Below are 14818 nucleotides of genomic sequence, written 5' to 3'. Positions count from 1 at the left end.
TGTTGAAACACGCGGAATGACCGAAGAGCTTTCGTCAGTTCAGCCAGAGATGGATGAGCGCGGCTTCCGGTGTCTCGGTGCCACCGTTTTCGATGCCCTTGCTCCAGAGACCGGCGCCGGCCGCATAGGCGCCCGGTGACAGGCCGCCTGCCTCGCACTGGCTCACCGCCCGCAGCCGCTTTCCGTTTCTCACTGCTTCGGCGAGCACCGACAGCAGAATGGTATCGTTCATCGCCGTGCCGGCGCCGAAAATACGCAGCACCGCACCGTCCAGTCTTTCTAGCATCGCCTTCACGGCTTCTGCCGGAATGCCGGGGGAGAGCGTCAGGATCGCGAGCTTTCGGTCCTCAAAAGTCCGACGCTGCGGCACGTCGGGTGTCGCCTGCGGCTGCGCGCGAAACGCATCCGCTTCGTGGCTGTCATGTTTCACCAGGCCGTCAGCGGCGAGAAGTTTGCCGGCGAAGGCCAGGAAAACGCCGGGCTCTTTGCTTGCCGTAGCCGAGATCGCGAGATCGAGATTGCCTTCGGCATCGCCGTTGTGGCCGAGCGGCAGCATCGAGCCGCAGAGGATGACACGACGGCTCTCTCCCGCCAGAGCCTGGCTCAGCGCTGCACCGGTAAAGGCCATGGTGTCGGTGCCGTGGGTGATGATCACGGCTGCGTCGGGGTGGCGGCGGACCGTTTCGAGCATTCGGTTCCAGTGGGCAGGACCGACATCGGCACTGTCGAGCAGGGGGTCGAAGACGTCAGCGGTCAAAACCGCGCCAGCGGGCAGGCGTTCCGCAGTCGCTTCTTCCACGAGTCCCTTGCGGGGTGCCAGGCCCTCGGATGTCTCGGCCATCCCGATCGTTCCACCCGTGTGGATCAGCAGCAGTTTCATTCTCGCCTCCCGGATTTGTCGTCATCTGGTAGGGCAGGGCTACGCTGAGATCAACCGGGCTTCGAAACGCGAAAGGGCAGCGCCTGACAGCGCTGCCCTTTCAAAATCAGTGAACTGTCGCCGTGATCAGGCGGCCAGATCTTCGAGATCGCTGCCCTTGAACATCTTGGCGAGGTTCAGGAAGCAGATCATGCCGTTCTCGTTGGCGATGATGCCTTCCGAGAAGGTCTTGTCGAAGGAGGCGGAAACTTCCGGCACCGGCTGTACCTGACTCGACGGGATGGTCAGGATGTCCGAAACGCGGTCGACCAGCATGCCGATGACCATGTTGTGGACTTCGGCCACGACGATCGCCGAACGCTCGTTGGCAACCGTGCTCTTCATGCCCAGCTTGTAGGCCAAGTCGATGATCGGGATAACCGAGCCGCGCAGGTTCATCACACCGATGACATCGGCCGGCGCATGCGGGATCGGCGTCGAGGGTGCCCAGCCGCGGATTTCGCGGATGGTCGTAGTCTTGACGCAGAATTCCTGATCATGAAGCCGGAAGGCGATGATCTCGAGGGTCTCACTGCCGAAGCTGGTGGAGCTGATAGTTGCCATTAGAAATCTTCCCAACCTTCCTGTACCTTGGCGGCGGCGGCGCCACCTGTGGCGCGAGCGACACTCGCCATGAGCTTGCGTGCCGGTGATGCCACAGGTGAAGCATCGGGACGCGCTTCCATGACTTTATGCGAAGAGTGTTGCCCAATTCTAAACTGCGACACCAGTTCGCGCAGTGAAGCCGCCTGTTTTGCAAGACTATGGCTCGCGGCAGTCGATTCTTCGACCATGGCGGCATTCTGCTGGGTGTTCTGGTCCATGGCGTTGACCGCCTTGTTGATCTCCGACAGTCCGGTCGACTGTTCGCGCGAGGCTTCGACGATCGCTGCGACGTTGGTGTTGATGTCCTTGACTTCAATGACGATCTGCTCGAGCGCCTTGCCCGTCTCGCCCACCAGCTGGACACCCGTCTTCACCTGATCCGAGGAGGTGTTGATCAGCGCCTTGATCTCCTTGGCGGCCGTTGCCGAACGCTGCGCCAGTTCACGTACTTCCTGGGCAACCACGGCAAAGCCCTTACCGGCTTCACCTGCGCGGGCAGCCTCGACACCCGCATTCAGGGCGAGGAGGTTCGTCTGGAAGGCGATGTCGTCGATCACGCCGATGATGTTGGAGATCTCCTTCGAGGAGTTCTCGATCTGGCCCATTGCTTCGATGGCGTTCTTGACCACATGACCCGAGCGCTCGGCACCTTCCTTGGTGCGTGCCACCAGCTGGCCAGCCTCATTGGCGCGCTTGGAACTATCGGCGACGGTCTGGGTGATCTGCTCCAGTGCGGCCGCCGTCTCCTCGACGGCTGCGGCCTGCTGTTCGGTGCGCTTGGCGAGATTGTCCGAAGCTTCGCGGATCTGCGAGGAGCCTGAGGCAATAGCATCCGTATTGTGGCTGACATTCTGCATTGCGGCTGCAATGCGTGTCATGGCGGCATTGAAGTCGGTGCGGATCTGTTCGAGCGACGGGATAAAGGGCTTGTCGATGGTCGCCGTCAGATCACCGTTGGCGAGCGCCGTCAGACCTCTGGCGATCTCCTCAACGGCGTTGACGCGGCCGGTGATATCAGTCGCATATTTCACGACCTTGAATACCCGTCCGCTGGCATCGAAAATCGGATTGTAGGAGGCCTGGATCCAGACGACCTTGCCGCCCTTGCCGATGCGCTTGAACTCCTCGGAGACGAATTTTCCCGCAGCGAGCGTCTTCCAGAAGTCGCGATAGGCGTCTGTTCGCGCGTAGTCTGGCTCACAAAACATAGAATGGTGCTTGCCGGCGATTTCACCCAGCGAATAGCCGAGAGTCGACAGGAAGTTTTCGTTGGCCGTCAGAATCTCGCCTGTCGGTGTGAACTCGATCGTCGCCTGCACGCGGGAGATCGCCTCGAGCTTGCCGCTGTCTTCCGCCGTTTTCAGCTTGGCTGCCGTGATGTCGGTCGCAAACTTGACGATCTTCCAGAGCTTGCCGTTCCTGAAGACAGGATTGTAGGAGGCCTGGATCCAGATTTCGCTGCCATCCTTCCTGAAACGCTTGTATTCGCGGCTCTCGAATTTCCCGGAATTGAGCATAGCCCAGAATTCTCGGTAGTCAGCGGTGGCGGTGTAGGCGGGATCACAGAAGATGCGGTGATGCTTCCCCTTGATCTCTTCCAGGCTATAACCGAGCGCACGACAGAAATTCTCGTTCGCGGTGATGATGGTGCCGTCCAGTTTGAACTCGATGACGGCCTGCGAGCGACCGAGTGCATCCAGCACCGCTTTCGATTCCAGTCCGGGAAATGCAATCAGTGCCATGTCGGCCCCCCAATAAGCGTGCACCGCCATTGGTGCTCACGGCGAATATTAGCCATTCCATCTTAAGCAATGGTCAATGTTTTGTGCTGTGGGCAAATGCCCGTGAGTAAAAATCGCTCATTTCTGATATTTTTTAGGGGGGTAAAGCTAACAAATTTCAATTTGGCTGCGGGAAATCATTCATACCGGTGCCAGCAGATATACAAGCGATGACCTAACCACCCCTCGTCGGACGGTCCAGAATGCGGCGGCCGAAGAGGCTCGCAGCCAGTTCCACCATGACACGGGCGCTGCGGCCTCGGTCATCGAGAAACGGGTTGAGCTCGACGAGGTCGAGGGAGGAGACAAGCCCGCTGTCGTGCAAAAGCTCCATGATCAGATGCGCCTCGCGGAAGGTCGCGCCGCCCGGAACCGTGGTGCCAACGCCGGGTGCAACGTCGGGATCGAGGAAGTCGACATCGAGGCTGACATGCAGCAGAGCGTTGGCCTCGCGGACATCGGCCAGGATGCGTTTGACGATGCTTCCCATGCCCTCTTCATCAATCGCGCGCATGTCGTAGACATTGACGGCATTCTCCGAGATCAGTCGGCGTTCCTCCTCGTCTACTGAACGGATGCCGACCTGGTAGACATGGCGTGGATCGACAAAGGGCCGTTCTTTGGGAAGGATCGGGGCAAATTCAGCCTTGCCGCAGAAGAACGCGACGGGCATGCCGTGGATATTACCCGACGGAGAGGTCTCCGGCGCATTAAAGTCCGAATGGGCATCCAGCCAAAGCACGTAGAGCGGTCGGCCCACCTCACTTGCATAACGCGCCATGCCGGAAACGCTGCCCATGGAGAGGCTGTGATCGCCGCCGAGCAGGATCGGGACGCCACCGCTTGTGGCCGCCTCATAGGTGGCGGCCTCGATTGCGCGGGTGAAGGCGCCGACGACGGGCAGGTTCTTGGCACGTGGCATGTCCGCCAGATCCGTCGCCGGCTCCGGCCGAAGATCGCCGCGATCCTCAACTTGATAGCCGAGGTCACGCATGGCCGGACCGATCCCCGCGATGCGATAGGCCGCAGGCCCCATGGCGCATCCGCCGCGGCCCGATCCCTCTTCGAGCGGTACCCCGATGAGGGCGACAGTCTTCTGTTGCATGGCCATGTCTCGTCCTTCTCTTCACTGACCCGCATGATCGGGCAAAGCGACGTTGTCAAAAAGGTGGAACTTCGTCACAAAGCGCTATAGTTTGCGCAGATCGCAACCGTGATGTGACAGTTTGTAAAAATGGACGACCTCGATCGCACCATCCTCGGCGCATTACGCCAGAACGCTCGCCTGCCCGTTGCTTCGCTTGCGGCGATGACGGGGGCTTCGCGCGCGACGATTTCGGCCCGAATCGACCGGCTGGTGGCGAACGGCACGATTGCGGCCTTCACCATCCTGACGGGCAGCGAGATCCAGCCCAGCGGTGTCCGGGCGATCATCATGATTGAAGTGGTCGGGAAGTTTCACGACCGGGTGGCCCATCAATTGCGCGGCATGCCGCAGGTGCGTTCCCTGCACAGCACCAACGGCAAGTGGGATTTCATTGCCGAGCTGGAGGAGCGGGATCTCGCGAGTTTCGACGCAACATTGCGCCGGATCCGGTTGATCGAAGGGATCAACTTCACGGAGACCAATATTCTCCTTAAGACCAGCAAGGTCGCCTGATCTTATACGCCATCGGCGACCGCTCAGTATTCCCTCTCGTAGAAGATGCCGCCGCCCGCACCGTCGCCACCGGCTTCGCCTTTCAGCTTCAATCCCCGGCCGATATCCAGGTTGATTGTTGCCCTCGTCTCGCCGGCACCGCTCTGCTCCAGTTCGATATAGGTCCGGTCGTTCAGATATTTCCCGGCACTAATACTGGTGCCCCCGGTTTCGTCGGTCGAGATATCGAGATCGTCGATGCCGAGTGTGCTGCGCAGGGACTGGAAGAGCGATGTGCCCTGTCCGCCGGCCAGCTGGGCCGCTGCATCGGCCAGCTGGGCGATCTGCAGCGGCGAGAGGCGCGACAGCGACTGACCGAAAATCAGCTGGGCCAGGATCTCGTCCTGAGGCAGCGAAGGGGTCGAAGTGAAGGTCACCTGCGGATTGCTGGCGAGCCCTGTCAACAGAATGACGATGGTTGCGTTGCCGGAGGTGGTGGTCGCCTCGAGGTCGAGCAGTGGCACGAGATCGCCACCAAAGGTGATCGTGGCGCGGGTGATGTCCAGCCGTTTGGTCAGGATCTGCATGCGACCGCGCCGCAGTTCGAAGGCGCCCGAAACCACAGGCGCGGCAGCGCTGCCGGTCAGGCGAATCGTCCCGCCCAGTTCCGCATCGATGCCTCGGCCCCGAATGAAGGTTTGGGATGGAGAGGAGATCGTCAGGTCGAGCGCAATGGGTGCGCTGGCGGAACGGCCTTCGGCCGGCGCCTGCTCGCGTTGTTGCCTGAGGATTGCCGGCGGGGCGTGGCGGTGTTCGATGTCCAGCGCCTGGAGGCTGGCAGGGCGGCTCTCCTGGAGTGTGACCGATGTGCGCGAAAGGTTGATGGTGCCGCCCAGCGTCGGGCCGTTCAGCAATTGCCCTGTCAGGGTAAGCCGGCCATCCGCCGTGCTGGTCACCGTAGTGCCGTCAACATAGACGGCCTGGTCGAGGTTGATCGTCAGGTCCGCGGGCAGGCCCGGATTTGCGATGTCGATGAAACCGCTTGCGGATACCCGTCCGCCGGTCGCGAGGTTTCCGGTGAGGCTGCCGATCTCGGCGCGCGTGCCGGTGAGGTTCACTGTCGTTGCAATCTGTTCGATCGCAAGGTTGCGCCTCACGTCGACGATACGGGCGCCGCTGGTCGATACGGTACCGCTGATGTTCGGCTGTGCGCCGGTTCCGCCGATCGTGAGGTTAACGCTTGCATTGCCCTCGGCGACGAAACCCTGCGCACCCAGCTGGCCGTTGGCGGCGGAAAGCGGCACATCGCCCTGGACCCGGATGTCGAGGCCGGGACCGTTCTGGAGCGAGACGGTGCCGCCAGCCGCGAGGCCGATGCCAGCCCCGCTGATACGGCTGTCCAGGGTCAGGTTCTGGTTTTCGAACCGGCCGTTTGCCGTGATGCCGAGCGGAGGCACCCCGGCGCCCCGGGTCTGGGCGATCGCCGCATTCTGCCAGTCGAGGCGATAATCGGCAACGGGCGCCGCTGTCGTACCACGCACCGTGACCGTGCCGGAAATCGTGCCTTCCGGCGCGATCTCGGGTGCAAGCGCCGCGGCGAGCGAGGCGGGAAGGGCGGTGATGTCGGCTGCGAGATCCAGCCTTTCACCAACCGTGCCCGACAGGGCGATCCGGCCTGAACCTGCGGAAATGACTGTCTCGGCGATCGAGACCTGCCCGTCCGTCAGGCGAATAGAGGTGGGAGACGCCAAAGCGAGTGCAATGCCACGCGGTGCAGCGTTCAGTTCTTCGATCGCGACAGCGAGGCCTGCGTCTCCCTGGTTCAGTGCGCCACGGAGGCGAACAGGAGCATTGTCGTATCGCCCGGTGACGTCGAAATCCGTATCGGTGCCCGATCGCGTAAAGGCTACTGTCACCGCATCCAGGCGGTTGGCGCCGGATGCGATACTCGCTGCGCGTATCGTGCCCTCGGCGGCAAGCGCCATGACGTCGGACAGCCGAAGATCGATTGTCGGCTCTGCAATCGTCAGCGCACCTTGTCGGATTGCCGTGCCGGAGGCCTGAACGTCAGCCGCGAGCCGGCCCTCGCGAGAGGCGAGCGTCACCTCTCCCTTGAGATCGCCCGCTACGGTCTGACCGGCAAGTGCAGCAAGCAGGCTCAGATCCGGAAAGTCGAATGCAACGTCGCCGCTCGGCAGCATGCCCGGCCCGAGGTCGAGCGCACCCGTCAGCCGGTTCGGGCCGATGGCAAGATCCAGTGCTTCGACCCGCGTCACGCCATCGGCACTGACGACCTGCGCCTTCGCATCGACCGGCTTCCCATCGATCTGGCCGCGTGCGGTCAGGTTGGCGGACGGCGCCTGGCGATTTGCCACGCCGTCGAGCTGGAGCGTCAGATCGTCGATGCGATAACCGGCTGCCTGGCCCTCCTCGACCACAAGGGTGACGGACGCCTCGATCGCATCGAGTGGGCCGGATGCCGAGAGGTTGAAGGAAGCAGGCGCTTCAAGTCGTTCAACGAAAAGCCCGATGTCCCGAAGCTGACCGGTCAGGTCGGTGGCGATCATGCCGTCCTGATCGAGGGAGAGGGAGCCTTCGGCCTGGGCAATGTCACTCGTGGCCACGATCTCCCGCAGCGCCACCGCGCCCGGTGCGACGTAATCGACCCGGGCGGACAGGTCCACGGGCCCGTTGAGCCGGTTTGAAAGTGCGGGAGGAAGCATTTCGGGTTCTGCCCGAACGGCGAGACGCCCTGAAAATCCGTTGTCGGCAAGCGAATATTGGCCGGAGCCTTGCAGGTCGAGACCATTGCTATCGAAAACCAGCTGCTCGAAGGTGATCGTCTCCGCGCTCACGGTCAGCGGCGCTGCCAGCGTTAGCGGACCCCTGACATAAGGGCGAATGGACTCGTCGCGGATGTCTGTCTCTTGCACCGATGCCTGGAGGTTGATCGGTCCCGCCTGATTGGCAAGATCGAAGCTGTCGCTGTCGGCCGATAGCGTCACATCCGAGAGGCGGCCCTGCGGGACGGTGAACTCTGCCAGATCGGCGCGCAGCGACAGGCTTGCGGCCGGTGCCTGGCCGGTGACGGCGAGTGCAAGGCTCCGCAATCTGACGCCGCCGGTGAAATCGGGCGACTGCGAGGTAATGCTGACGGGCTCACCGGTTGCGCGGGCCGTCAGTCTGATATCGTTCTGCCCGTTTGGATCGTAGCGCCCGGCGGCTTCGACTTCGGCCGAGGCCGTTGAGAACCTGCCCCGTTCGATCGCAACCGATCCGTCTGCGCCCAGCTGGGCAGCGACATCGATCGTTGTCTCTCCGGCGAGGACATCCCGCAGTTCCGGCGGGACAAGACCGGAGAACAGGCCGCCGCCATTTGCGGTCAGCATGCGCATTCCGTTCTCGCCAAGTTTATGGGTGACGTCGACCGTGATCGTGCGTTCGCCGTCGAGCGACGCTGTGACCTCGCCAGCCCAGTCATCGAGCGGGCCGTCGCCATCCACCTTGATGGCGAACGCCGGGAGACCAGGAAGCTGCAGCCTTTCGCCGAGAAGACCTGCCGCCGGCTCCTGATAATCGAGGTTGATGCGCAGCTGGTTGTCGTTCGGCGCATAGAGCAGGTCGACCACGGCATTGTTGCCGGGCTCGTCCAGCCGTGTCGCTGTCAGTCGGCTTGCAATCGTCTCGCCGACAATCGTCAGGGATCCCAGTGCGGAAAGGTCCAGGTCCTGTTCTGCAAGGGCTGCCCCGATTGCAATCGACGGCAAATCGACGGACGCGACGTCGATCTCGACCGGCAAGGAGAATGGTTCATCCGTTTGCGGTTCTTCGGAGGGAAGCGGCGCACGGTCGACAGTCACTTGGCGAGCCGTGATGCGATCCGCTGTAAACCGCTTGCGGATCAGATCGCGCGGGGTCCAGTCGAGCGAAAGATCATCGACGGTCGCGTAGACGCCCTGGCTGTCTGCAATCGTGATGCGATCGACGGAAAACTTGCTGCTGAGCAGCGGTCCGGTGCCGGTCAAAGTGATCTGCTGATTGTCGGCCGAGATGAGCTTGGCAATCTGGTCGGCGAGAAATTGGCTTCCCGTGCGCGAGAAGCCGCCGACGAGAATGATGACCACAAAGAGCGCGATCAGCGCAGCCATCAAGCCGCCCAGCAGGCGAATCGTCCAGGTCAGGATGCGCTTCAACCAGATCATGTTTACTATTGTCCTGTCTCGCCCGGTCAGAAGCTCTGGCCGATGCCGGCATAGATTGCATAACGGCTGCCGCCGTCATACGGGTCCAGAGGAACCGCTACATCAAGCCGCAAAGGACCGAAGGGGGTCATGTATCGCAGACCGACCCCTGCGCCCATCTTGATATCGGAGAAATCAGGCACTGTGGTGTCGGTGACCGTGCCGATGTCGAAAAAGGGCACGATGCCGATCGTATCGGTCACTCCGATGCGGGCTTCAAGATTGGCCGTGACATAGGATCGGCCGCCGGTGCCCTCGTCGGCGGCGGTCTTCGGGGTGATTTCCTGGAAGGAATAGCCGCGCACCGAGCCACCGCCTCCGGCGAAGAAGCGTCGGGTCGCCGGAATGGCCGAGAGATCGCCGCCGCCAACCAGCGTGCCCGCATTCAGACGGCCGGCGAGGACGAAGCGGTCTTCTTCGCCGAAGCCTAGATAGGCCGAGATCGAACCCTCGAGCGAGGTGAAGAAGGTCTGGCCGAAGAAATCGTAGCTCGGTGTCAGCGAGATGGTGCCGTAATGACCCTCGGTGGCGTTCAGCCGGTTGTCGCGGGTGTCCCTGATGTAGCCGAGCGGCACGCCGAAGGTCAGGTATTCGTTGTCGTCGCCGAAGGCATCGTCGATGCTGTCATAGGCAAGGGAGACGCCGGCATTGACGATGTCGGTATCGGTCAATTCATAGGCATAGGATACCTTGCCCGTCACCGTCGCAGCGTCGTAATAGTCGGTCTTGAGCGTGCTGCCCTTGATGCTGGCCTCAAGCGTGCCCGAGGGGACGAAAGCGCCCGGCTTTATGAAAGTGATGCCGGCCGTGTAGTCGAGCGAGGTGACGTCGCTGACGTCCTTCAATTCTCCAAGCCCGCGCACCGCGCCTTCGATCCTCAGCGATTCCGCCTGGCCGAACAGATTGCGGTGGCCCCAATAGCCTTCGACGCCGCCGCCATCGAGCGAAGAGTAACTCGCTCCGACGCCGAAGTAGCGATGCTTGCCTTCCGAGACGGTGATGCCGATCGGCAGGGATCCGCTCGGGTCCAGTCCGTCCGCCTCGTTGATGGTCGCAGAGGAGAAGACGCCGAGTGTGCGCAGTCTCTCGCCTGCTTTTCGCAGCTGTTCGGGCGAATAGGTCTGGCCCGGTCGCAGCCGCGAGTAATAGGCGATAAATTCTGAATCGACTGCCCGAGCGCCCTTGACGGTGACGGCGCCGAGCGGCGCGACAGGGCCAGCCTCGACCGCGATTGTCACGTCGACGGTGTTGGTCTCGTGATCGGCGACAACTTGGCGGCGGGTCACTTCCGTCAGGGGCCTGCCTTCTTCCTTCAGGCGCTCGGCTATCTGTTCCGCCGCGCGCAGAATCACCAACGAACCCGCATTGCCGCCGGGCACCAGATCGAAATCTGTGGGGTCTAGACGCGCCGCATCGCCCTCGAGGCTGATATCACCCAATTCAAAGGTCGGACCGGGCTGCACAGTGATGGCGACCGGGACGGGGCGTGAGCGATCGAAGATGGGGTTCGGCGGCAGGGTATCGATGTCGCGACCGTCGATCGTCACCGTGACAATGCCGCCATAGAGCGCGTTTTCATAAAGTGTCGCGATGAGGCGATCGCGATCATCGCGGGCCTTGATGACGAGGCCAAGATCGCCGGACACCGGCTGATCTTCGTCAGCGACCAGCAACGACGTGCGTTCCAGGGATTTCTTCAGGGCGCGATCGGCCTCACCGGTATCGAGGACAATGCTGTAATCGACGGGATCGATGATGTCGCGGTCGACTTCGTCGCTGCCAAAAAGACGGATTCCGAACAGCTCGAAAGCGTGGGCCTGCGAGGTTATGCCGATGGACAGGGGGCTCGCGACGGTCAGTAAAAGCCCGAGCCGGAACGCATGACTAAATTTCGGCAATGTCCATCCACTCGGTCTCGGCATGTCGCTTTCATCGCGATCCGTCAGGCACTCCCCACCCGCCGGACAACTTAGGCGGAAATGCGCCTCATAGCATACCCCCTTTTTAAGCGCTCATGAAAAAAGGCGGGAAGTGTTGCTTCCCGCCCTGTCTCGTTTGCGGCAAATGCGTCAGTAGCTGCGCGGGCAAGCGTCGATATAGCGGTTGCCGTAACGGTCGCGGTAGTAGCACTGGCCCGGCTGCTCCGAGACGCGGCCGATCACGGCGCCTGCTACGCCGCCGATGGCTGCGCCGACTGCGGCACCCCGGACATTGCCCGTGGCAATGCCACCGATAATCGCGCCAGAGGCAGCGCCGATGCCGGCACCGCGTTCCGTCTGGGTGCAGCCTGCGACCGATAGGCCGACCAGCATCAGCACAAGAGCTTTCTTCATCTTCTTCTCTCCAAGTTCCACGCGCCCGGTCGAACCGGTCTTGTTGTCACACTATGCCTCGCCGCTCGAGCTCTCCCCACGCGGCTTGAGGCTTTCATGAGCATAATCTTGGCCATGGGAAAGTCCATGGCCGTGGCTCACACCCGATGGGGTGTTCCATTGCATGAGACACGGAAGATGAACCCAGGATTTACAGGCGCTTTGATGCTGCGATGCGGCACATAATTTTTCGTTTGCGACCTTCTGAACAGTTGCACATGTCACATAAAACTCACACCATGCTTCCCGTGTCCGGGAGAGACACGAGGAGGAACAACATGGCTAAAGTGACACTGACGGTGAATGGCCGGACAGTGAGCGGAGAGTGCGAGGATCGCACCCTGCTCGTGCATTTCATTCGCGAAAAACTTGGTCTAACGGGAACGCATGTGGGCTGCGATACCACCCAATGCGGCACCTGTGTCGTTCACATGGACGGCAAGTCGATCAAGAGCTGTTCGATCCTGGCCGTCCAGGCCTCGGGATCGTCGATCACGACGATCGAGGGTCTCTCTTCCGGCGGTGAGCTTCACCCGGTTCAGGCAGCGTTCAAGGAGCATCATGGCCTGCAATGCGGCTTCTGCACTCCGGGCATGGTGATGACGGCGCTCGACATGATCTGTCGCCACAACGGTGCGCTCGACGAGGCCACCGTCCGCCACGAGCTCGAAGGCAATATCTGTCGCTGCACGGGCTACCACAACATCGTCAAGGCCGTGCTTTCGGCCAATGAAGCGATGACCGCCGGCCGCCAGGCCGCCGAGTGACTTCAAGCGAATAGGGAATAGTGAGTAGCGAATGGTCCGTCGCATGGCGACATCACATCAACTCACTCCGCCCTCTATTCGCCATTCGCTATTCGCTCACTTCTGGAGGAGAAGACAATGGGTGTTGAAGGAATCGGCGCGCGTGTGGCGCGCAAGGAAGACAAGCGTTTCCTGACCGGCAAGGGCCGGTATACCGACGACATGGTCGTCCCGGGCATGAAATATGCCTATTTCGTCCGCTCGCCCTATGCACATGCCAAGATCAAGTCGATTGATGTCGCCGCTGCCAAGGCGATGCCCGGTGTCATCGATGTCCTCGATGGCAAGCAGCTCTTGGCCGATGGCATTGGCAACCTGATCTGCGGCTGGATGATCCATTCGAAAGACGGCACGCCGATGAAGATGGGCGCCTGGCGTCCCCTCGCGCATGAGACCGTTCGTTATGTCGGTGACGCCGTTGCGATCGTCATCGCTGACAGCGTCGGCGAGGCGCGCGATGCTTCGGAAGCCGTGGCTGTCGAGTATGAAGAGCTGCCAGTTGTGACCGGTGCCGTCGATGCACTCAAGCCTGGCGCGCCGCAGCTTCACCCGGAAGCGCCGGGCAACCTGATCTTCGACTGGGAAATCGGCGACAGCGCTGCCGCCGATGCGGCAATTGCCAGCGCCGCCCATGTCACCGAGATCGAGATCCTCAACAACCGCCTGTCGCCCAACCCGATGGAGCCGCGCGCCACACTCGGAATCTACGACACGGCGGAAGATCACTTCACCTGCTACACGACCTCGCAGAACCCGCATGTCGCGCGCCTGGTGATGAGTGCGTTCTACAACGTGGCGCCCGAGCACAAACTGCGCGTCATCGCGCCTGATGTCGGCGGTGGCTTCGGCTCGAAGATCTACATCTATCCGGAAGAGGTCGTCTGTCTCTGGGCCTCGAAAAAGACCGGCGTACCGGTCAAGTGGACCTCCGACCGCACCGAGGCCTTCCTCACCGACGCCCATGGCCGCGACCATGTCTCGAAGGTGAAGATGGCCTTCGACAAGGATCACAAGATCATCGGGCTCAAGGTCGACACGATCGCCAATCTTGGCGCCTATATGTCGCTCTTCTCGTCCTCGGTCCCGACCTATCTCTACGCCACGCTTTTGTCGGGCCAGTATGCGATCCCGGCGATCCATGCCAATGTGCGGACCGTCTATACCAATACCGTGCCGGTCGACGCCTATCGCGGGGCAGGCCGTCCGGAGGCGACTTATCTCCTCGAACGTACCGTCGAAACGGCAGCCCGCGAACTCGGCATCTCCCCGGCGGAACTGCGTCGCAAGAACTTCGTGCGCACCTTCCCGTACCAGACGCCCGTCATCATGTGCTACGACGCCGGCGATTACGATGCCTCGCTGGAAGCCGCTATGTCTGCCTCCGACTGGAACGGTTTCCCGGCGCGCAAGGCGGAAGCGGCACGGCGCGGCAAGCTGCGCGGCATCGGCATGAGCTGCTATATCGAGGCTTGCGGCATTGCGCCGTCGGCGGCGGTCGGTTCGCTTGGTGCTGGTGTGGGCTTGTGGGAATCGGCTGAAGTCCGCGTCAATGCGGTCGGCACCGTCGAAGTGCTCACCGGCTCGCATAGCCATGGCCAGGGTCATGAAACCACCTTTGCCCAGCTCGTCTCCGAACGGTTCGGCTTGCCGATCGACAATGTCTCCATCGTCCATGGCGATACTGACAAGGTGCAGATGGGCATGGGCACTTATGGTTCCCGTTCCGGCGCCGTCGGCATGTCGGCCATTGTCAAGGCGCTCGACAAGGTCGAGGCCAAGGCCAAGAAGATCGCCGCGCATCTGATGGAAGCCGACGAGAGCGACATCGTCATCGACAATGGCGAGCTGAAGGTCGCCGGGACCGACAAGTCTGTGCCGTGGTTCCAAGTGGCGCTTGCTGCCTATACCGCGCACAATTTGCCGTCCGGCATGGAGCCTGGCCTGAAGGAAGGCGCCTTCTACGATCCGTCAAACTTCACCTTCCCCGCCGGCTGCTACATCGCGGAGGTCGAGGTCGATCCGGAAACCGGCAAGACCGACATCATCCAGTTCGTTGCCGCCGACGACTTCGGCAATATCATCAATCCGATGATCGTCGAGGGCCAGGTGCATGGCGGCATTGCGCAAGGCATCGGCCAGGCGCTGCTCGAAGGCGTGCATTACGATCCGCAGACCGGCCAGCTTCTGACCGCGAGCTACATGGACTATGCGATGCCGCGTGCCGACGACCTGCCGTCCTTCAATGTCTCGCACCAGAACACGCCATGCCCGGGCAATCCACTCGGGATCAAAGGCTGCGGTGAGGCCGGCGCCATCGGTTCGCCGCCGGCGCTGATCAATGCGATCACCGATGCGATCGGCAACAATAATCTCAACATGCCGGCGACGCCGCTTGCCGTCTGGAGCGCGCTCCAGGTCAATGCGACCCGCCAGGCCGCCGAATAAGGAAGGAGA

At 61.8% G+C, this 14818-nt stretch carries 10 protein-coding genes; 3 read left to right on the top strand and 7 right to left on the bottom strand.

Going from position 1 to position 14818, the window contains the following annotated elements:
- Positions 1-34 precede the first annotated feature (34 nt).
- The 4 genes from D4A92_RS04645 to rocF form a co-directional block, all read right to left on the bottom strand.
- Positions 35-880 carry an asparaginase domain-containing protein gene (locus D4A92_RS04645; protein WP_203018425.1) on the bottom strand — a complete coding sequence of 282 codons (846 nt, stop codon included), beginning with the start codon at positions 878-880 and terminating at the stop codon, positions 35-37.
- A gap of 126 nt (positions 881-1006) precedes the next feature.
- Positions 1007-1483: a chemotaxis protein CheW gene (locus D4A92_RS04640; RefSeq protein ID WP_006724495.1), complete on the bottom strand. Its 477-nt coding sequence runs from the start codon at positions 1481-1483 to the stop codon at positions 1007-1009.
- Positions 1483-3267 (bottom strand): methyl-accepting chemotaxis protein, encoded by a 1785-nt coding sequence (locus tag D4A92_RS04635; protein ID WP_203018424.1) that lies wholly within the window; start codon positions 3265-3267, stop codon positions 1483-1485. The genes D4A92_RS04640 and D4A92_RS04635 overlap by 1 nt, the downstream gene beginning before the upstream one ends.
- Before the next feature lie 214 nt (positions 3268-3481).
- Positions 3482-4417, bottom strand: coding sequence for an arginase (gene rocF / locus D4A92_RS04630; RefSeq protein ID WP_203018423.1), 936 nt, complete (start codon positions 4415-4417; stop codon positions 3482-3484).
- Between the two features lie 123 nt (positions 4418-4540).
- Here rocF and D4A92_RS04625 point away from each other — a divergent pair, with 123 nt between their 5' ends.
- Positions 4541-4966, top strand: a complete 426-nt coding sequence (locus D4A92_RS04625) for an Lrp/AsnC family transcriptional regulator (protein ID WP_203018422.1) — start codon at positions 4541-4543, stop codon at positions 4964-4966.
- A gap of 23 nt (positions 4967-4989) precedes the next feature.
- Here D4A92_RS04625 and D4A92_RS04620 read toward each other — a convergent pair whose 3' ends face one another.
- The 3 genes from D4A92_RS04620 to D4A92_RS04610 all read right to left on the bottom strand — a co-directional run bounded on the left by D4A92_RS04620 (position 4990) and on the right by D4A92_RS04610 (position 11519).
- A complete protein-coding gene (locus D4A92_RS04620; RefSeq protein WP_203018421.1) occupies positions 4990-9147 on the bottom strand; it encodes a translocation/assembly module TamB domain-containing protein in 4158 nt (1385 codons plus the stop codon).
- 26 nt (positions 9148-9173) lie between these two features.
- Positions 9174-11108 (bottom strand): autotransporter assembly complex protein TamA, encoded by a 1935-nt coding sequence (locus D4A92_RS04615; protein ID WP_203018420.1) that lies wholly within the window; start codon positions 11106-11108, stop codon positions 9174-9176.
- Positions 11109-11255: 147 nt separating this feature from the next.
- Positions 11256-11519, bottom strand: a complete 264-nt coding sequence (locus D4A92_RS04610; RefSeq protein WP_006724501.1) for a glycine zipper domain-containing protein — start codon at positions 11517-11519, stop codon at positions 11256-11258.
- A 317-nt stretch (positions 11520-11836) separates the two neighbouring features.
- On the opposite strand from D4A92_RS04610, the gene D4A92_RS04605 reads away from it, so the two are divergent.
- Both D4A92_RS04605 and D4A92_RS04600 read left to right on the top strand, forming a co-directional pair.
- Positions 11837-12325: a (2Fe-2S)-binding protein gene (locus tag D4A92_RS04605; RefSeq protein WP_054149870.1), complete on the top strand. Its 489-nt coding sequence runs from the start codon at positions 11837-11839 to the stop codon at positions 12323-12325.
- A gap of 117 nt (positions 12326-12442) precedes the next feature.
- Positions 12443-14809, top strand: a complete 2367-nt coding sequence (locus tag D4A92_RS04600) for a xanthine dehydrogenase family protein molybdopterin-binding subunit (RefSeq protein WP_203018419.1) — start codon at positions 12443-12445, stop codon at positions 14807-14809.
- The last annotated feature ends 9 nt before the right edge of the window (positions 14810-14818 follow it).

Source organism: Rhizobium rosettiformans (assembly GCF_016806065.1).
In the GTDB taxonomy this organism is placed as follows: Bacteria; Pseudomonadota; Alphaproteobacteria; order Rhizobiales; family Rhizobiaceae; genus Allorhizobium.
Note: the sequence above shows the minus strand (reverse complement) of the source record. Positions and strands in the feature narration are given on the sequence as shown.

Coding starts and splice junctions, on each gene's coding strand:
- D4A92_RS04645 (WP_203018425.1), bottom strand. CDS start 880: ATGAAACTGCTGCTGATCCACACGGGTGGAACGATCGGGATGGCCGAG.
- D4A92_RS04640 (WP_006724495.1), bottom strand. CDS start 1,483: ATGGCAACTATCAGCTCCACCAGCTTCGGCAGTGAGACCCTCGAGATC.
- D4A92_RS04635 (WP_203018424.1), bottom strand. CDS start 3,267: ATGGCACTGATTGCATTTCCCGGACTGGAATCGAAAGCGGTGCTGGAT.
- rocF (WP_203018423.1), bottom strand. CDS start 4,417: ATGGCCATGCAACAGAAGACTGTCGCCCTCATCGGGGTACCGCTCGAA.
- D4A92_RS04625 (WP_203018422.1), top strand. CDS start 4,541: ATGGACGACCTCGATCGCACCATCCTCGGCGCATTACGCCAGAACGCT.
- D4A92_RS04620 (WP_203018421.1), bottom strand. CDS start 9,147: ATGATCTGGTTGAAGCGCATCCTGACCTGGACGATTCGCCTGCTGGGC.
- D4A92_RS04615 (WP_203018420.1), bottom strand. CDS start 11,108: ATGCCGAGACCGAGTGGATGGACATTGCCGAAATTTAGTCATGCGTTC.
- D4A92_RS04610 (WP_006724501.1), bottom strand. CDS start 11,519: ATGAAGAAAGCTCTTGTGCTGATGCTGGTCGGCCTATCGGTCGCAGGC.
- D4A92_RS04605 (WP_054149870.1), top strand. CDS start 11,837: ATGGCTAAAGTGACACTGACGGTGAATGGCCGGACAGTGAGCGGAGAG.
- D4A92_RS04600 (WP_203018419.1), top strand. CDS start 12,443: ATGGGTGTTGAAGGAATCGGCGCGCGTGTGGCGCGCAAGGAAGACAAG.